This is a genomic window from Chryseobacterium sp. 22458 (genome assembly GCF_052044975.1).
In the GTDB taxonomy this organism is placed as follows: Bacteria; Bacteroidota; Bacteroidia; order Flavobacteriales; family Weeksellaceae; genus Chryseobacterium.
This window is the reverse complement of sequence record NZ_JBQEOA010000002.1, coordinates 208,554-228,275: the sequence shown is the minus strand read 5'-3', so window position 1 is coordinate 228,275 and position 19,722 is coordinate 208,554. Positions and strand designations below refer to the sequence as shown.

Here is a 19,722-nt window from a genome sequence, read left to right as displayed (position 1 = left end):
TAGTCTGACATCTTGTGTCTGACATCTGATATCTTACTCCTCCAATCTTACGTCTAATCCAAGACCTTGTAACTCGTGAAGTAATACGTTGAATGATTCCGGAATACCTGGCTCAGGCATAGATTCACCTTTTGCAATTGCTTCATAAGTTTTTGCTCTACCAATCACGTCATCCGACTTCACAGTAAGGATCTCTCTCAGGATGTTAGATGCACCGAATGCTTCAAGTGCCCAAACCTCCATCTCTCCGAATCTCTGACCTCCGAACTGAGCTTTACCTCCTAACGGCTGCTGAGTAATCAATGAGTAAGGACCAATAGAACGTGCGTGCATCTTATCATCAACCATGTGTCCCAGTTTCAGCATGTAGATAACACCCACTGTAGCCGCCTGTGTAAATCTTTCTCCGGTACCACCATCATAAAGGTGAGTGTGACCGAATTTAGGAAGACCTGCTTTCTCAGTATACTCAGTAATCTGATCAAGAGTTGCTCCATCAAAGATTGGCGTAGCAAACTTCAGTCCTAATTTCTGACCAGCCCATCCAAGAACTGTTTCATAGATCTGACCGATGTTCATACGGGAAGGTACCCCTAGTGGATTCAATACGATATCTACCGGTGTTCCGTCTTCAAGGAATGGCATATCTTCTTCACGAACAATTCTTGATACGATACCTTTGTTACCGTGACGTCCTGCCATTTTATCTCCTACATTCAGTTTACGTTTCTTAGCGATGTAAACTTTAGCCAGCTTCATGATCCCTGCCGGAAGCTCATCTCCGATTGAAATAGCAAATTTCTCACGGTTTTTAACTCCCTGGATGTCGTTATATTTGATTTTGTAATTGTGAATCAATTGTTTGATCAATTCATTCTTGTCAGCGTCTACTGTCCAGTCTGAACCGCTAACGTTTACATAATCTTCAACTGAAGTTAATAACTTGTGAGTGAACTTCACACCTTTACCGATGATTTCTTCATCAAGGTCATTTTGCACCCCTTGAGAAGTTTTACCGCTTACCAGTGTATTTAATTTTTCAATTAAAGTGTTTCTCAACTCGTCAAACTTAGCCTTGTAAGTGTTTTCAATTTCTTCAAGTTTAAGTTTTTCTTCAGTTCTTTTCTTTTTGTCTTTAATGTTTCTGGAGAACAATTTCTTGTTGATAACAACTCCTCTTAATGAAGAGTCAGCTTTTAATGATGCATCTTTTACATCACCGGCTTTATCACCGAAGATTGCTCTAAGAAGTTTTTCTTCAGGAGTCGGGTCAGATTCACCTTTTGGAGTAATTTTACCAATCATGATATCTCCAGGCTTCACTTCAGCACCGATTCTGATCATACCGTTCTCGTCAAGATCTTTGGTAGCTTCTTCAGATACGTTTGGAATATCAGCTGTAAGTTCTTCCATACCTAATTTGGTATCACGAACTTCTAGTGAATATTCATCTACGTGGATTGAAGTAAACCAGTCTTCACGTACAACTTTTTCGTTGATTACAATCGCATCCTCAAAGTTGTATCCTTTCCAAGGCATGAACGCTACCACTAAGTTTCTACCAAGAGCTAATTCTCCTTTTTCAGTAGCATAACCGTCGCAAAGTACCTGTCCTTTTTCCACTACATCACCTACTCTTACGTTTGGTCTTAGGGTAATGGTTGTACTCTGGTTGGTTTTTCTGAACTTAGTAAGGTTGTATGTTTTAGTAGCAGACTCGAATTGTACTAAATCTTCGTCTTCGCTTCTTTCATATTTAATAACGATTCTGTCAGCATCTACGTACTCTACAGTACCTGTACCTTCAGCGTTAATTAAGATTCTTGAATCTCTTGCAACTTGTTGCTCAAGCCCTGTACCTACAACCGGAGCCTGTGGCTTCAATAGAGGAACGGCCTGACGCATCATGTTAGATCCCATCAATGCACGGTTCGCATCATCATGCTCCAAGAATGGAATTAGTGATGCAGAAATACCAGAGATCTGGTTTGGTGCAACGTCGATAAGGTTAACCTGAGCTGGCTCAACTACTGGATAATCACCATCTAGTCTTGCAATAATTCTGTCTGTTAAGAAGTCTCCGTTATCACTCAATTCAACGTTTGCCTGAGCAATTACTTTGTCTTCTTCGTCTTCTGCATTCAGATAAATAGGATCAGCGTTAAGATTAATCTTACCATCTTCTACTTTTCTGTATGGAGTTTCGATGAAACCAAGGTTGTTGATTTTAGCATAAATACCTAAAGATGAAATCAAACCGATGTTTGGTCCTTCCGGAGTTTCAATCGGACAAATTCTTCCGTAGTGAGTATGGTGAACGTCACGAACCTCGAAACCTGCTCTTTCTCTTGATAAACCACCAGGCCCTAGTGCAGATAATCTTCTCTTGTGAGTGATCTCTGATAGAGGGTTGGTTTGGTCCATGAACTGAGATAGCTGGTTGGTACCGAAGAACGAGTTGATAACAGACGTTAAAGTTTTAGCGTTAACAAGGTCAAGTGGAGTAAAGATTTCGTTATCTCTAACGTTCATTCTCTCCTTGATTGTTCTTGCAATTCTTGAAAGACCTACACCGAACTGTCCTGCTAATTGCTCACCAACAGTTTTAATTCTTCTATTAGATAAGTGGTCGATGTCATCCACCTCCGCTTTAGAGTTTACAAGCTCAATCAAGTGTCTTACGATCGCAATAATATCCTCTTTTGTAAGAACTTCAGTTGTAGTTGGGATGTTTAGACCTAACTTTTTGTTTAGTCTGTAACGTCCTACTTCACCTAAAGAGTATCTCTGCTCAGAGAAGAATAATTTTTCAATGATTCCTCTTGCCGTTTCCTCATCTGGTGGATCTGCGTTTCTTAACTGACGATAAATATACTCTACCGCTTCTTTTTCAGAGTTAGTAGGGTCTTTTTGTAATGTATTCTGGATGATAGAGAATTCATTGCTGTTTTCTTTGTGAATCAGGATAGATTTCACACCAGCATCCAGGATAAGATCTAAGTGTTCTTTTTCAAGGATCGTTTCTCTATCTAAGATGATTTCGTTTCTTTCAATAGAAACTACTTCACCTGTATCTTCGTCTACGAAATCTTCGAACCAAGTGTTCAATACTCTCGCAGCCAATGTTCTCCCTTCCACTTTTTTAAGGGCAGCTTTAGAAACTTTCACTTCTTCAGCAAGGTCGAAGATCTGAAGGATATCCTTGTCAGATTCGTACCCGATAGCTCTTAATAAAGTTGTTAATGGTAACTTTTTCTTACGGTCGATATATGCGTACATTACGCTGTTGATATCGGTTGTAAATTCCATCCAAGATCCTTTGAAAGGAATAATTCTTGAATAGTAAAGTTTGGTTCCGTTAGCGTGGTAAGTCTGTCCGAAGAATACCCCCGGAGATCTGTGTAACTGAGTTACGATTACACGCTCTGCTCCATTGATAATGAATGAACCAGAAGGAGTCATATAAGGAACCGGACCTAAATATACATCCTGAACCACTGTTTGGAAATCTTCGTGTTCCGGGTCAGTACAGTACAGTTTAAGTCTTGCTTTTAGAGGAACTGAATAAGTAAGTCCTCTTTCCACACACTCATCGATTGAATAACGTGGAGAATCTACCAGATAGTCTAAGAATTCTAATACGAACTGGTTTCTTGAATCCGTAATTGGGAAATTCTCTTGGAAAGTCTTGTAAAGAGCTTCTGTCTTTCTGGCTTCAGGAAGTGTATCAAGCTGGAAAAATTCTCTGAAAGACTCGATTTGGATGTCCAAGAAGTCTGGAGTTACAATTTTTCCTTTCGCTGATGAGAAATTAATTCTCGGATTTCCTTGAGTTGTTGATTTTGTTTTACTCATAAAACTTTTAAGAAAGGGTTAAAAAATATTTTGATTCATTAAAAAATATCAGAAAAGAACAAGAAACAAGGTAAAGTAAAAGGTAAAAGTGTTTTTGGCGCTCACGAAGGACCTTCCAGCTCTTTAACTTTGTACTTGGCTCTCTCTAACTGCAACACTGGTATATCTTTTCACAGCGTAATGCAAAATATTTTTATTACTTTTGAGGCTATATTACCCGTAATACCTACAAACACAAAATCCCTTTCCTGTATCACACAGTGAAAGAGTTGATTTTCAGTATTTTATAAATTTACAAACAATTTTTAGCGCCAAAAGAGGGGCAAAGATACAAAAAGTTATCCACAATAACAAATAAATTACCTCATTTTTAAGCTGTTAAATAAAAAAGGCTGCCCGAAAACGAGCAGCCTTCACCTTATTATGAAGTTACAAGATTATTTTACAATTACCTTATAAGATTTCACTGTTGTTTTGGTTTCAATCTTGATGATATAAACTCCTGTTGGCAATGAAGCAGTATCAATACCGGTACGTGAAGAGAATTTATCCGATTTTACCACCTTACCTTCTACAGAGAATAAAGTATACACTCCTTCTTCAGCAGATGTAATCATAAGATTTTCTCCAGCCTTTACCGGGTTTGGATATATCTTCACATCATTAACAACCTCTGTAACGTCTGAAGCTGTAATTTTCGCTGCTGTATCAGATGCGTTTTTCAATAATGTGGCATATGGTGAAAGTGGTGAGTTTGGTGCACCTCTTTTCACAAGATCCGTATCTACTACAGCCTGAATACCGTCTTTATCCGCATCGTTAATCGTAGAGATAAACCCGCCTCCTAATGTATCAAGATTACCTTTTCCGATCTGATATAGATCCAGGTCTGATCCGTTGGAAGTGAGATCAAGGAAATCAGGTCTGTTATCTCCATCTGTATTTTTCAGCGTATATTTTAAAGTTCCGGAATCCGGATATGTTTCCAGTATATCGGCCAGACCGTTTTTACCTACGGCAACACCTGCATCAATAATTCCGTTACGATCTGCATCAATCTGACTGATCACTGATGTTGGAATACCTGATTCAAATAAATCCAGAATTCCGTCATTATCAGAATCAAGATCACGGTAATTTGGAATTCCGTCTCCCAATACAGGAGTAATCAAAATATCACCTTCCATATCATCATCTTCAAATTTACTATTCTTATCAAAGTCTTCCATTGAATCCGGAATACCATCATTATCAGAATCAAAATCACAAGCGTCCACAATACCGTCACCATCCGTATCCAGCGTTGGAGATTTATCATTAATTACAGTACATCCTTCCGCACAGTCAGGAATACCGTTACCGTTATTATCAATACTATCATCTCCGTTTGGACAACGGTCGAAACAGTTTGGAACCCCATCGTTATCATCATCTTTACTGGCAAAAGCATTATAAATATTATACCCCTGAGATAAATTTACAGATAGCAATGAACTGAATGTAATTTTTATACGGTTGAAAGGTTTGGTTGCCTTCCCTCCGATATAAAATTTATTGGATCCGCTGGTAAAGAAATTCCCTGTAATAAGGCTTCCTGAAGTAAAGGTATCCGTCAAAGTATTGCCGTTATAGAACTGAACGACAACTGCATCCAAAATACTGACTCCGATCAGACCGCCTGTTTTTTCAACAGTATATCCTGCGACAGTATTTTTAGGAAGTAAGCCGTTGCTTCCCACCGTTAAGTTTGCAGAGAAAAGAAAAGTTCCTAACAATGGGAAAGTAAGTCTTGCATAATTGGAAGGATTATTATCCACCACTGCCCCTGTATTGGTAAGGCTTGGAGAAAGAAGTCCCAAGCCAGACTGCGTCCATCCGAATCCATTCACAATATCGCCCTGAACTGAAGATCCGCTTGTCTGAATTTTATCATCACATTCACAGCCTACAGGCTCTTCGAATGCATAGTACACATTCAGTTTTCCTAAATTAAACCCTACTGTCTGAGTAATCTTTAGTCTAACCTCATTGAAAGGCTTGGTTGTAGTCAATGTTACTTTTTGCCTTCCTGAACCATAGCTAATAACTTTAATATTGATAAGACCTCCGCCGTCTGATAACTGTTTTGAATCCTGGAGCTGTCCGAATAAATAGGTTTCCACAGTAATATTCTTCAGGAATTCAGCACTTAATAATTTCCCCTGATCATCCGGTTCAATCACAAATCCGGTTCTGTTGCCTGCAGGGTATACCTGGTTTTTATCTAAAACTCCCACTGAATAAGAGCCTAACAATCCTACCGGAAGCACAATAGATCCATAAGAGTTTTTATCACCATCACCTATTCTTTCTCTGTTCTGAACATATGAAAGCGGAGCTAGAAAGCTGCTGCTTCCGGAAACATTTCCGTCAACACCACTTCCGGCAATGATATCATCACAAATTCCATTGTTATCTGTAGGTACTTTTGCAGGATCAAACGCAAAGGCATAATACACATTCATAGAACTGAATACTGACAGCACATTGGTTTGATACAGCCTTACCTCGTTAAATTCTTTTGTTGTTTTAAAATGAAGGAATATTCTGTTTTTATTGCCTCCAAATGCCGGCACAGACAATAAAGTACTGCTGGTGGTAGTTTCCTGCAGAACTCCGTTTTTATAGGTACTGATTCTCAGAGAGCTTAAAAGATCTACGGTAATAAAGCTTGTCCCAAGATCCACATTAAATCCTGTAATATACCCTGCCGGATAAGTGGTATTATTATTTTTTACAGAGATTCCGTTCCCGCTTAATAAAGAAGCAAAGTTCCCCATACTTACTTTATTGTCAAGATCAGCATCCACCACCGGGTTCATACTCCCGTTGTAACACGCCAGACAAATTCCTGAATTGCTGACAGGTTTTGCCTCTACTCCCATCCCCCGGATGGGTTCATAACCCTGCTGTCCCAATACTATTACAGACATCACTAATGTCATAAGCATTACAGCCAGTTTCCCGAATAATTTTTTGGTCATTTTGTATTGTTTTATAAAGTTTGTGTTTTTTATTAAAGTGTCTGCCATGCAAAATCAGTGGCATTAGGTCCTGTTTGTTTACATCCTAAAAAACTTCCTGTTGTGCCTATCAGTTCATATACAATAGTTCCTGCATTGGCAGCATTACAAGTAGGTTTTGTGTTGGCTTTAATCAGTATGGCTTTACTTACCTCCAGATCAGCAAAATTGGTTGAATTGGGAACCATATTGATGCCTATATCAGTAGTTGTGGTATTGTTTTCATTGAAAAATACGTGAGCGCCATTAGCATACACAGACTGCCCGGGATTTGCGGTTCCGGAAAATCCGGCTACGAAGGCTTTACCTCCTAAAGCAAAGCTTGCTGAGCCCACTGCAAAGCTGTTCGGGTCTACTGTATTTCCGCTTCCTATTGCAATTCCTCCTTTATTGGTATGAGCGTTCCCTAATGTTAATCCTGTTACACCAGTTACTGTATTTGAATTTCCAAATACAAAATGATTCGCTCCTGTTGCCGTATTGGAATTTCCAATGATTTTTGCTCCACTCGTTGCTGAATTATTTGCCCCTATAGCTATAGATGGAAAGTTTGCATTGTTGGCAGTAGCGGTATTATTTCTTCCTATCGCAACATTGGAAGATACAGCATTGGTTGTATTATTTGACCCCCAGGAAAAAGCTGCATAAGCACCTGTTGCATCATTAGAATTCCCACCTTGCAGGGTTCCGTTAACATCCAATATTGCTTTTACATTCTTCTGAGTAGCCAGAACAAGGCTCTGGCCATCAGTGGTTCCTAAATAATTTCCTTTGGTAATATCTGTTCCCAGTGTAGATGCGGTAGCAGTAGTTCCTGTATTTCCTATGGTATTCCAGTTTGTACTTAAACCATTCCATTTGGTTCCGTCAAAAAAGTAATATCCCGGAGATAATACATCTACAGTCTGTCCCGAAGGTGCTGCTTCAGCTGCAGTAACAAATACCAATGCCCCTGTCTGGGCAGACGTATAATTTTTTGCTTTAAGCTGAGCTCCTGTAAGCCTTGGAGCAATGATACCGTCTAACTTAGTTGCCGTTTCCGGCGTTCCTGTCACATCCAGGGTGGCCTGAGGTGATCCTGTATTAATCCCAACCTGTGCTAATGTTGGTAAACTTGCAGATAAAAGTGCAAGAATGAATAATTTGTTTTTCATTTCTAATGATATGTTTTTTTTGTGTGTTTTAATAGTAGACAGTCCTCTGATGATTTCATTTAAATAATAAATGGAATGACAAATGATTTCGCTAAGAGAACTGTTAAGTTTAGGAAATACTGTTTGAGTATAAAAAGGTTATATAAGTTTATCTGGAATTTTAATAATAAATTTAAAACCGTCAACCAACTTACAAGAATTAATGTAGAATTTCTTGATTTTTTCGAATTTGGTCAATATGTATTTATTGTATATCGCATGTAATGAATACCATTCATATGTGACGGTCAACAACTCAATATCATTCAGAAAAGAAGGAGAAAAATCTTTACTGTTTACAATAAAAGGGAACTTATAATTGAAAATACGATCAACACATCCTTGAGTATATTGATTATCCTTCTCGTTATCCAAAACGTTGGCCATATTTATCGTACTCATTGATGGATGTATAGAAACACCGGCAAGCTGTAATTGCAGATGATTATTTACATCTGTGTATTGCAGAAGGTCTGCTTTATCTGTGACTACAGATATAAATTTAGTGTTTAGTTTTCCTATAGCCGTCAGCAGCAATATCAATGCAAATTTATGACCATAGGAAAGAAAGTAATTTCTATCCAATTCTGTTGTGTTTTTTTTCAATACAAATATAATAATTTTTTAATCAAAATAATATTTTATTAAAAAAAAATCACTTAAACACAGGTAACAACAGTAATAAATTAATAAACTATGTTAATAATTAACAAATATACAATAATAAAACTATATCATAATTTTTAGTGTAATAATATTTAAATACACTTATATTTAAATTGTTGTAATTATAAAGGAGTATAGCCCAAAAAAGCCCGGGCAAATTGCCCGGGCTTCTATATTTATAATAAAACTGAAATTATTTCAATTCTACTTCAGCACCAGCTTCTTCTAATTGCTTCTTAAGAGCTTCAGCTTCGTCTTTAGAAACACCTTGCTTAATTGCAGCAGGAGCTCCGTCTACGATATCTTTAGCTTCTTTAAGACCAGCACCAGTTAAATCTTTTACTAATTTAACGATAGCTAATTTAGAAGCACCTGCAGACTTAAGAATTACGTCGAATTCAGTCTTTTCTTCAGCAGCATCACCTGCACCACCTGCAGCAACAACTACAGCAGCAGCAGCTGGCTCAATTCCGTACTCATCCTTAAGGATAGCAGCTAATTCGTTTACGTCTTTTACAGTTAGGTTTACTAGCGTTTCAGCTAAATTTTTTAAATCTGACATTGTTGTAATGTTTTTGTTGATTATTTATTTAATTTTTTGAGTGTAATTATTCAGCACTTGTTTCTTCAGTGCTATCTGCAGCAGCTTCAGCAGCAGGAGTTTCTTCTACCGCAGGAGCAGCTTCTTCAGCTTTAGCTTCTACAGTTTCAGGTTTGTTTTGAAGAGCAGAAACAACTCTCTGGATTGGAGACTGAAGTAATCCGATGATTTCACCGATCATTTCTTCTCTAGACTTGATGTTAGCCAACATGTCTAGGTTGTTGTCACCAACGTAGAAAGTTTCTTGAACAAAAGCAGACTTTAAAGCTGGCTTCTCTTCTTTCTTTCTGAATCCTTGGATAAGTTTCGCAGGAGCGTTAGCTGTTTCAGCAATCATTAATGCTGAGTTTCCTTTGAAAGATGGGAACATTTCAGAGTAATCTACTCCTTCAATCTGCTCCATTGCTTTTTGTAAAAGTGTATTTTTTACAACTTTTACTTTAATGTTTTGTTTGAAAGCCTGTCTTCTGAAATCTGAAGATTTACCAGCGTTCAAACCTTCTAGATCTGCTACGTATACTACTTTTGCATCCTGAAGCAAATCTTTGATCTCTTGTATCGCTACAACTTTTTGGTCTTTTGTCATTGTCTTAGGATTAAATATTAGTTAACAGATTTAGTATCAATTGCAATACCCGGGCTCATTGTAGAAGACAAATAGATAGACTTCACATAAGTTCCTTTAGCAGCAGTTGGTTTCATTTTGATCAATGTCTGGATTAATTCCTGAGCATTTTCTTTGATCTTAGCAGCATCGAAAGACACTTTACCAATACCAGCATGGATGATACCATACTTGTCTACTTTGAAATCAATTTTACCTGCTTTTACTTCAGTTACTGCTTTACCAATTTCCATTGTTACAGTTCCTGATTTAGGGTTTGGCATTAAACCTCTTGGACCTAATACTCTACCTAATGGACCTAATTTACCCATAACAGCTGGCATCGTAACGATTACGTCAACGTCTGTCCAACCATCTTTAATTTTTTGTAAATATTCGTCAAGACCTACATAGTCAGCACCAGCAGCTTTAGCTTCTGCTTCTTTATCTGGAGTTACAAGAGCTAATACTTTAACATCTTTACCAGTACCGTGAGGAAGAGATACAACACCTCTTACCATTTGGTTTGCTTTTCTTGGGTCTACACCTAATCTTACAGCGATATCTACAGAAGCATCAAACTTTGCAGTGTTCACTTCTTTTACAAGAGCTGAACCTTCTTCAAGGTTATAGATTCTTCCTTTTTCTACTTTGCTTAAAGCTTCCTTTTGCTTTTTAGTCAATTTTGCCATTTCTAATAGTTTTAAGCGTTAAAAGTTGGTTTAGTTCCTGTTACTCTTAATCCCATAGATCTAGCAGTACCTGCAACCATAGAAACTGCAGAATCCATTGTAAAGCAGTTAAGGTCACTCATTTTGTCCTCAGCGATTTTTTTCACTTGATCCCAAGATACAGAACCTACTTTGTTTCTGTTTGGTTCACCGGAACCTCCTTTGATCTTAGCCGCATCCATTAACTGGATTGCTGCAGGTGGAGTTTTAATAACGAATTCAAAAGATTTGTCTTCGTATACTGTAATTACTACAGGTAAAACTTGCCCTGGCTTATCTTGGGTTCTTCCGTTAAATTGCTTACAAAACTCCATGATGTTCACACCTGCAGAACCTAATGCCGGACCTACTGGTGGAGAAGGGTTAGCTGCGCCACCTTTCACCTGAAGCTTTACCATTTTAAAGACTTTCTTAGCCATTGTTTGTTTTTTAAATTTGAATAATTAATGAGTTTGGAAGCATTTATTATTCAGCAGGTTATCGCACTCACCTATGATAAGCCTACTTTTTGGACTGCAAAAGTATAAAATATTTTTGAAACTACAAACGGATATTACTGATTTTTAAAAAGTTTTAAAAAAATAATTGAGATCCTGAACTTTAAATATTCCTGTACTTCTGTTTTAAAACGGTTTCATTTGTATAGAAATTAGCAAGATTATAACTGACCTTTTAATTTGATTTATGATTCTCAATCTTATTCTAAAATATTACCTAATTCTTTCTTATCCGAAACACTTTTTCTGGATATAAAGCTCCGCCTTCACCCAGTCTTTAAACTTCAACACATCGACTGTATGGGTATACTTCTGATATTCTTTCCTGTTCTGCCCAAAGCAAAACACAAAAACATCCATCTATGCCAGGTAATTCGTCAAAATAAAAAAAAGATCATTTATTGAAAAATGACCTTTTATATTCTTAAATATTCTATCTGTTTTTAAAACCCTGAAGGTTTAGTAAGTGTTTGTGCAGAACCGTCCGTTCCACCCAGATTAGCATTTACATCGCTAAAATTCTGTTTTGTAATGAGTCTTTTATAAGCCATCAGATAAAATTCTACTGTAAAATTATTATAGGTTCTTGTAGGATTAGCTGATGTAAAAGCAATCAGTCTGCTATTATTGGTGAACGCTGCTTTAAGATGCCAGGTTCCATTACTTTTGAATGCAACCACATCCGGAGAACCCTGGCGGTTATCATTGATTCCGTTATCTCCAAAATCCAAAGCCACACTTGTACTTCCATCATTAAGCTTGAATGCATAATTATGAACTACAAGAAGGAAATTATTGGCATCAATCTTAGTATCATAATCTGTAATTCCCGCCCCTGACACTCCTGTTAAAGTAAGCTTAAGGTAATTAAACAATCCACTGCTTTCCAATGCTGGATTATACAGCTGAAGTGAATTCTGTGAAGTGGCAAGAAAGCTTCCCCCTGTCATGGTAGGTTCCCCCGGGTTCCTAAGATACAAAGCATCGGTACGGGTATCTCCGTTTACATCTAATGTCTCTGTGGGATTGGTTGTCTTTATTCCCACTCTACCGGTCTGAGCATTAAAAAAAATTCCCAGACACATAATTATGATCATATAAATTTTTCTTTCCATAAGTGTTGTTTTTATTGAAGTCCAAGCGGGGTATTTGTTGAAACTCCTCTATAACCTGCTGCTGCAGATACAGAACCATTAAACGTTCCCCAATCCTTTACCAGAGACCTTTCAAATACATTCAGAGTAAGCGTCCAGGTACCATTAGCAGAAGATACTGTACCGGCACCTTTAAAACTCAGATTAATGGCATGATAAGTCTTTCCTCCACTTGTAACCGGAGTTACTTCTGTAGAATAAGCTCCAAAAGATTTCGGATTTGTACTGGTATTGGCTCCAGAAATAGCAGCTGAGAAAGTGGCTCCGGTAATTGCAATAACATATTTATTGGTTTCCAGGCCTGTGTTAAGGTTCACTACTTCATCCTGGCTTACGTTTGTTAAAACAACTTTATAGGCATTTACAGGTGCTACATTTCTGAGAGCGATATCCATCATTTTCACTTTTCCTACCGGAGTGGTATCCTTAGAACGTGTCAAAAGAAAATAATTTCCTCCTGCCGGCGAATTTACCGTGTCCACAAGATAAGATTCCACTAAAGTTTCTCCCGCAACATCCAAAGTTGACTGCGGATTATTGGTATTTATTCCTACTTGAGCGTTTGCGGTAAAAAAAGTGCCACCGGCAAAGAGTAAGGTGATAATTTTTTTCATTATGTTATGTTTTTATTTTTATTGAATTAAAGGTGCAGCTGCCGCTCCTGTGGTTGAAGTACCCATAGCCTGTGTGGGATTAAACTCTTTTGCATAGGCACGGTCAAAAACCATTAGATTAAGCGTCCATACCCCTGTTGGTAAAGAGGCATCCGGAGCAAACCCTTGATAATCAGCTTTAAGCTTCCATGTTGTACCTGTAGAATAGGCAAAAATCTGAGGAACCGGTGTTAACCAATCTGCAGAACCGGTTTTAACTGGCTGGGTAAACCCGAATGAAGAAATTACAACTAAAAATTTGCTGGAATTAATTTTAGTGTCAAATTCATTCACCCAATCCTTATCTGTAGGATCACAGGTAATTTTATACTGGATCAGATTGATCGGTGCCGGTGAGTTAGGTACGAAAGCATCATTATAAGCCGTAATTTTATTTTCCGGAGCCGGAGACTTAATAATAAAAGTATAATTTTCATTAGCTCCCAGCTTTTCTATAGGTTTTTTGAAAACCATACCGGATGTTTTCATCGTACCGTTAACAGTGAGATCTTTTTCAGGTGTTTTGGTGTTGATACCAACCTGAGCATTGACCATAGAGAACAAACCCAACAAAAGGATTGTCGAAATAATTTTTGTCATTGGATATGTGTTTATTTTTATTATTTCACTTTTTCATGTTTCAGTATTTATTGTAATACAAAACAAGAAATCCTTTACACATAATAAACTGTGTATTGAGTAAGCAAAATAAATTTTTATGGATTAACTGAACAACAAGTTACAAGAAGCATGCCATCCATAGGAAATTATAAAGGTAAAACCCTCATCAGTAGAGCCTAAACCGGCGTTTATCCCCTACAAGAGATAAATAAATTACAGTTAACTCCCATACAGAAGGAACAGACAATCATTCGGAATTTAAATTTTTAATAAAAATAATGATGAAAAATTATGAAAATTCTAACACCTGAAAATAAAATTACAAATCAGGTTTAGTATATTATTATATTTTCTAATTCAAACACAGATAAATTAAAATTTTAGGGATGGTTAAGAGATATACTGGCCTATTCAATAACTCTGCGGATTCGATATTAAGCTATAAGGATAAAAGAACAACTTAGAAAAGGACTGAAATCAACCACGAACCTATCAGCAGGAAGGTTTATAAGGCACTATCAACTTAATATCAAACGAATGTACAAAACAAAAAAAGACCGCTAAAACAGCAGTCTTTTAAGTTTTATATAAGTAATTGTTATACTTTTTCTACTTGCATGTAGCTTAGCTCCATTGGAGTTTTTCTACCGAAGATCAATACAGAAACTTCAATTTTCTTTTTGTCTTCTAGAATCTTCTCAACTGTACCATTGAATCCGTTGAAAGGACCATCGATCACTTTTACGTTTTCACCTACTACATATGGAATTTCTACATCGCTTGCAAATTCTGAAAGTTCATCCATTCTTCCAAGCATTCTGTTCACTTCTGATTTTCTCATCGGAACAGGATCCCCTCCTTTTGTTAAACTTAAGAAAGAAATAACACCAGGAATGTTTTTGATAACGTGAGGAATTTCTCCCATCAGATCAGCTTCGATCATTAAGTATCCAGGATAGTAAGGTCTCTCTTTAGGAACTTTTTTACCGTTTCTAATTTGGATTACCTTTTCCATAGGAATAACCACTTGAGTAACGTACTGCTCAAACCCTAGACGTTTGATTTCTGTCTCAATATAGTTTTTCACTTTATTTTCCTGTCCGCTGATAGCTTTCAGCACATACCATTTCAATTCGCTCATTATGGGAAAATACTTTTAATTAATTGAACAAGTTGATTAGCATTCCGATGATGTTGCTGATTGCTTTTGAAAACAATTCATCAACTCCAAAGGTAAATAATGCCAGAATCACTGTCGCAATAGTCACTACAATTGTAGAAGACTGAAGGTCAGCCCACTTTGGCCATTCAACTTTATGTCTGAATTCGTTATAAGAACCTTTTAAAAAATCGACAAATGAACTCATAATTTATATTTGCACGGGCACAAGGATTCGAACCCTGATCAACGGTTTTGGAGACCGGTATCCTACCATTGGACGATGCCCGTAGTTTAAAAAAGCTCCGTAAAGAGATTCCTTACGGAAGCTTTTTATATTTTTAAGAGAATAATAATTACTCGATGATTTCAGTAACCTGACCTGCACCAACTGTTCTACCTCCTTCTCTGATCGCGAATCTAAGACCCTCGTTAAGAGCGATTGGTTGTAACAATTCTACAGTAATAGTTAAGTTATCACCAGGCATTACCATTTCTACACCTTCTGGTAAGAAGATCTCACCTGTAACGTCAGTAGTTCTTACGTAGAACTGAGGACGGTACTTGTTGTGGAATGGAGTGTGACGTCCACCTTCTTCTTTAGAAAGGATATAAACCTCAGCTTTGAATTTTTTGTGTGGCTTAACTGAATCTTTCTTAGCGATAACCATACCTCTCTTGATGTCAGTTTTTTCAATACCTCTCAACAATAGACCTACGTTGTCACCAGCTTCACCTCTGTCTAGGATTTTTCTGAACATCTCAACCCCTGTAATAGTAGAAGTTAATTTCTCATCACCCATACCTACGATATCAACAGGATCACCTGTGTTGATAACACCAGCCTCGATTCTACCAGTTGCTACAGTACCTCTACCTGTAATAGAGAATACGTCTTCGATTGGCATCAAGAATGGCTTATCCTGATCTCTAACAGGCTGCTCGATCCAAGTATCAACTGCATCCATCAATTCTTCAACAGTCTTAACCCACTTCTCGTCTCCGTTAAGAGCACCAAGAGCAGATCCTTGGATTACTGGAGAGTTATCTCCGTCATATTCGTAAGTAGATAATAAATCTCTAAGTTCAAGTTCAACAAGCTCTAAAAGCTCAGCATCATCCACCATATCAACTTTGTTCATGAAAACAACGATTCTTGGTACGTTTACCTGACGGCAAAGTAGGATGTGCTCTCTAGTTTGAGGCATTGGTCCATCAGTTGCAGCACATACTAAGATCGCTCCATCCATCTGAGCAGCACCAGTTACCATGTTCTTAACATAGTCGGCGTGACCTGGACAGTCAACGTGTGCATAGTGTCTGTTTTCAGTTTCGTACTCGATGTGAGCTGTATTAATAGTGATACCTCTTTCTTTTTCTTCTGGAGCAGAGTCAATAGAAGAGAAATCTTTTTTCTCAGCAAGACCCTTGTTCGCTAATACACTACTGATAGCTGCAGTAAGTGTAGTTTTACCATGGTCAACGTGACCAATAGTACCAATGTTCAAGTGTGGTTTGTTACGATTAAACGTTTCCTTTGCCATGATTTAAAATTATTTATTTATTGTTTTTCAAATTTTCGGTGTGCAAATATAATGAATTTTTAAATACCAAAAACTTTTTATTAAAAAAACTTTCAATATTATCTTCCAATGAAGGACAAACCTTATATTTCAACGTATTGAGACTGCAAATTTACACATTTTTCCGAATAGAAAAAATCTTTGTAAAACCTTTTATCGCTCCTTTTATGAAAAAGCCTGAAATACAGAATATTCCAGGCTCAATTAATATATAAAATAAAAGAATAATCAGGCATGAACAAGCTTTTTAGACCTGTTGAAGATCCAGAAAATGATTGGAAAAATAAGCAATGTAAGCACCGTAGCCGTAATCAGTCCTCCAATGATGACAATGGCCAGTGGTTTTTGGGATTCCGAACCGATCCCTGTAGATAATGCAGCCGGCATTAGTCCGATAGAGGCCATCAGTGCTGTCATAATCACAGGTCTGGTCCTGGATTTCACTCCGTTTAAGATCGCAGCATCTAAATCCATCCCGTTTTTAACGTTCTGATGGAATTCTGTAATAAGAATCACTCCATTCTGAATACAGATTCCCAAAAGAGCAATCATTCCCACCCCGGCAGAGATCCCGAAATTCATTCCAGTAACGTGCAGGGCAATGATTCCGCCGATCAGTGCAAAAGGTACATTAGCCAATACGAGAAGAGAATCCTTCATATTTCCGAACAGGATAAACAAAAGGAAGAAAATCATCAGGATACTTACCGGCACTACCTGCGCCAGCCTGTGTGAAGCACGCTGCTGGTTTTCAAACTGGCCGGTCCATCCTACAGAATATCCGTCCGGAAGTTCAACGGTAGCCACTTTTTTCTGTGCATCTGCGATAGTACTCCCCAAATCCCTGTCACGGATTGAAAATTTCACGCCGATGTATCTTTTGATATTATCCCTGTAAATAAATGCTGCACCGTTGTCTTTTACAATAGTACTGATTTCTTTCAAAGGGATCTTCGCCCCGTCCTGTGTAGGAACCATAAGGGAAGCAATATCATTTTCATTGTTCCTGTATTCCTGGGAATAACGGAGACGGATCGGGAATTTTCTTTCGCCGTCAAACATTTCAGAAGCCGTCTTTCCGCCAAACGCCATTTCCAGTACCGCCTGAGCATCTGCCGGCATCACTCCGTAAGCAGCCATTTTATCCCTATCCAATACCACACTCACTTCCGGCTGACCAATATTTTTAATGATCCCGGGATCTTTTACCCCGTCTACATCTTTAATTTTTGTCAGAATCTCATGGGCAAGCTTATCAAGGGTTTCCAGATTATCCCCATAAATCTTGATTCCGTTTTCTGCCTTAAAGCCGGCTACCGCTTCCGCCACATTATCGGAGATCGGCTGGGAATAGTTGAAGGTAATCCCCTGATAGCTCCGTAATTTCTGATCAATCTCATTAATCAGTTCATCATAGGTGATCTTGCGTTTCCATTCTTCCCTGGGCTTAAGGTTGACGGCAAACTGTACAAATCCGAAACCGTTCGGGTCTGTTCCGTCATTACTTCTCCCCGTCTGGGCCAGAACATCGGTCACCTCAGAGAAGCTCATAATGTCTTTCTTTAAAAGATTGGCTGTTTTCAATGATTCTTTTAGTGAAGAACTCATTGGCATTTCTGCAGTGATCCAAAGAGACCCTTCATTCAGTTGCGGGAGGAATTCAGTTCCCAGAAATTTGCCGGAGAATAAAGTGACTGCCAAAAATGAAATGGCCACGATCATACTCATTTTTTTATTTCTGAATGTTACATTGAAACCTTTCAGAACAATTCTATCCCAAAAGTTAACAAACGGATTGTTTTTTTCCCTCACATTTTTATTTAAAAGAATATGGGAAAGAACAGGAACCAGGGTCAATGTAAAGATCAAAGCTCCCATTAATGCAAATCCTAATGTAAAGGCCAGCGGTGAAAACATTTTCCCCTCCACTTTCTGGAACGAGAAAATCGGGATCAAGGAAGTAATAATGATGAGCTTCGAAAAGAAAATTGCTTTTCCGAGACCCGTTCCGGTCTGTTTGATCCAGCCACCTTTTGCCAGTTTATTGAATTTTTCCGTTCCATATTTATGGGCTTTGTGATCGAGCATTACGAAGAGACCCTCCACCATGACGACGGCTCCGTCAATAATGATTCCGAAGTCTACTGCTCCTAACGAAAGCAGGTTGGCACTCATCCCTGCCAGCTTTAAACATAAAAATGCGAATAATAATGATAGTGGAATGATGATAGAAACAATTAAGGTTGTTCTCCAGTCCGCCATAAAAATCAAAACAATCACGGTTACCAGTACAATCCCTTCAATAAGGTTATGCATTACGGTGTGTGTGGTAAAGTCCATCAGGTTATCACGATCATAGAAAGTGACCATTTTAACGTCTTTTGGAAGAACTTTTTCGTTTAATTCTTTGATTTTAGCTTTTACACCTACAAGAACTTCTCTTGGGTTCTCTCCTTTTCTCATTACAACAATTCCTTCTACAGTATCATCATGATTGTTCAGCGCTGCCTGCCCTACTCTCGGCATAGAGCTTTCATGCACTTCTGCTACATTTTTTACCAGAACAGGGTTTCCACTGTCATTCTGAATGGTGATATTTCCGATATCCGCCACGGATTTCACCAATCCAATACCTCTTACCACATAAGCCTGGCCGTTTTTTTCGATCACATCGCCACCTACATTCAGGTTGCTTTTCGTAACGGCATCGTATACCTGAAGCGGAGTCAGATTATATTTATCCAAAGCTCTCGGATCGATACTCAACTCGAAAACTTTATCCTGCCCGCCGAAAACATTGATATCTGCAACTCCGGGAACTCCTCTTAAAGCACGGTCAATCACCCAGTTTTGCAGGGTAAGCAACTTGCGGGAATCTTTTGTCTTGCTTTCCAGCGTATATCTGAAAATCTCGCCGGTTGGCCCGTAGGGTGGCTGTACTTCAGGGTCTACCTCATCAGGAAGGCTAATGGTTCTTAATTGGTTATTGACCTGATTTCTGGCAAAAGTATCATCCACCCCGTCGTCAAACAGAATTTTAACAATGGAAAGGCCAAACATGGTTGTACTTCTCACACTGGTTTTCTTCTGAACCGGGCTCATGGCCAATTCGATGGGGGTTGTCACAAAGCGTTCTACTTCTTCTGCACTCCGCCCATTCCATTGGGTAATAATTACGATTTGAGTATTGGTAACATCCGGGAAAGCTTCAATCGGCATATTTTTGAAGCTTATGAAGCCGGCAATCGCTAAAATAGCCACCCATATAAAGGTAAAGGCTTTATTTTTTAATGAAAAAGCGATTATATTTTTTATAAATTTATTCATGATGATAGATTGATGA

General features: G+C 38.2%; 15 protein-coding genes and 1 tRNA gene. All 16 read right to left on the bottom strand.

Translation table 11 applies throughout. From position 1 onward, the window contains the following. Positions 1-33: 33 nt before the first annotated feature. Positions 34-3,855, bottom strand: coding sequence for a DNA-directed RNA polymerase subunit beta (gene rpoB, locus ACTJJF_RS08355; protein WP_312298685.1), 3,822 nt, complete (start codon positions 3,853-3,855; stop codon positions 34-36). A 437-nt stretch (positions 3,856-4,292) separates the two neighbouring features. Continuing rightward, a complete protein-coding gene (locus ACTJJF_RS08350) occupies positions 4,293-6,878 on the bottom strand; it encodes a T9SS type A sorting domain-containing protein (RefSeq protein WP_440699334.1) in 2,586 nt (861 codons plus the stop codon). A 32-nt stretch (positions 6,879-6,910) separates the two neighbouring features. Continuing rightward, complete coding sequence (locus tag ACTJJF_RS08345) at positions 6,911-8,071, bottom strand: hypothetical protein (RefSeq protein WP_440699333.1); 1,161 nt, start codon at positions 8,069-8,071, stop codon at positions 6,911-6,913. 138 nt (positions 8,072-8,209) lie between these two features. Further along, entirely contained in the window at positions 8,210-8,716 is a 507-nt protein-coding gene (locus ACTJJF_RS08340; protein WP_440699332.1) for a hypothetical protein, read from the bottom strand. A 253-nt stretch (positions 8,717-8,969) separates the two neighbouring features. Further along, complete coding sequence (rplL, locus tag ACTJJF_RS08335) at positions 8,970-9,338, bottom strand: 50S ribosomal protein L7/L12 (RefSeq protein ID WP_062675820.1); 369 nt, start codon at positions 9,336-9,338, stop codon at positions 8,970-8,972. A 46-nt stretch (positions 9,339-9,384) separates the two neighbouring features. Next, positions 9,385-9,963: a 50S ribosomal protein L10 gene (gene rplJ / locus ACTJJF_RS08330; RefSeq protein ID WP_440699331.1), complete on the bottom strand. Its 579-nt coding sequence runs from the start codon at positions 9,961-9,963 to the stop codon at positions 9,385-9,387. A gap of 17 nt (positions 9,964-9,980) precedes the next feature. Next, positions 9,981-10,673, bottom strand: a complete 693-nt coding sequence (gene rplA / locus ACTJJF_RS08325) for a 50S ribosomal protein L1 (protein WP_050022253.1) — start codon at positions 10,671-10,673, stop codon at positions 9,981-9,983. An 11-nt stretch (positions 10,674-10,684) separates the two neighbouring features. Next, positions 10,685-11,131, bottom strand: a complete 447-nt coding sequence (rplK, locus tag ACTJJF_RS08320) for a 50S ribosomal protein L11 (protein ID WP_065399374.1) — start codon at positions 11,129-11,131, stop codon at positions 10,685-10,687. A 521-nt stretch (positions 11,132-11,652) separates the two neighbouring features. After that, positions 11,653-12,324 (bottom strand): hypothetical protein, encoded by a 672-nt coding sequence (locus tag ACTJJF_RS08315; RefSeq protein WP_440699330.1) that lies wholly within the window; start codon positions 12,322-12,324, stop codon positions 11,653-11,655. 11 nt (positions 12,325-12,335) lie between these two features. Beyond that, positions 12,336-12,977: a hypothetical protein gene (locus ACTJJF_RS08310; RefSeq protein WP_440699329.1), complete on the bottom strand. Its 642-nt coding sequence runs from the start codon at positions 12,975-12,977 to the stop codon at positions 12,336-12,338. An 18-nt stretch (positions 12,978-12,995) separates the two neighbouring features. Beyond that, positions 12,996-13,616 carry a hypothetical protein gene (locus ACTJJF_RS08305; protein ID WP_440699328.1) on the bottom strand — a complete coding sequence of 207 codons (621 nt, stop codon included), beginning with the start codon at positions 13,614-13,616 and terminating at the stop codon, positions 12,996-12,998. A 619-nt stretch (positions 13,617-14,235) separates the two neighbouring features. Next, positions 14,236-14,778, bottom strand: coding sequence for a transcription termination/antitermination protein NusG (gene nusG, locus ACTJJF_RS08300; protein WP_002976412.1), 543 nt, complete (start codon positions 14,776-14,778; stop codon positions 14,236-14,238). Between the two features lie 19 nt (positions 14,779-14,797). Next, positions 14,798-15,004, bottom strand: coding sequence for a preprotein translocase subunit SecE (secE, locus tag ACTJJF_RS08295; protein ID WP_002976410.1), 207 nt, complete (start codon positions 15,002-15,004; stop codon positions 14,798-14,800). 12 nt (positions 15,005-15,016) lie between these two features. Next, positions 15,017-15,087 (bottom strand) — tRNA-Trp (locus ACTJJF_RS08290). Positions 15,088-15,152: 65 nt separating this feature from the next. Beyond that, positions 15,153-16,340, bottom strand: coding sequence for an elongation factor Tu (tuf, locus tag ACTJJF_RS08285; protein WP_062697363.1), 1,188 nt, complete (start codon positions 16,338-16,340; stop codon positions 15,153-15,155). 267 nt (positions 16,341-16,607) lie between these two features. After that, the gene (locus ACTJJF_RS08280) at positions 16,608-19,706 is read right to left on the bottom strand and encodes an efflux RND transporter permease subunit (RefSeq protein WP_312304170.1); all 3,099 of its coding nucleotides are present in this window, start codon (positions 19,704-19,706) and stop codon (positions 16,608-16,610) included. Between the last annotated feature and the right edge of the window lie 16 nt (positions 19,707-19,722).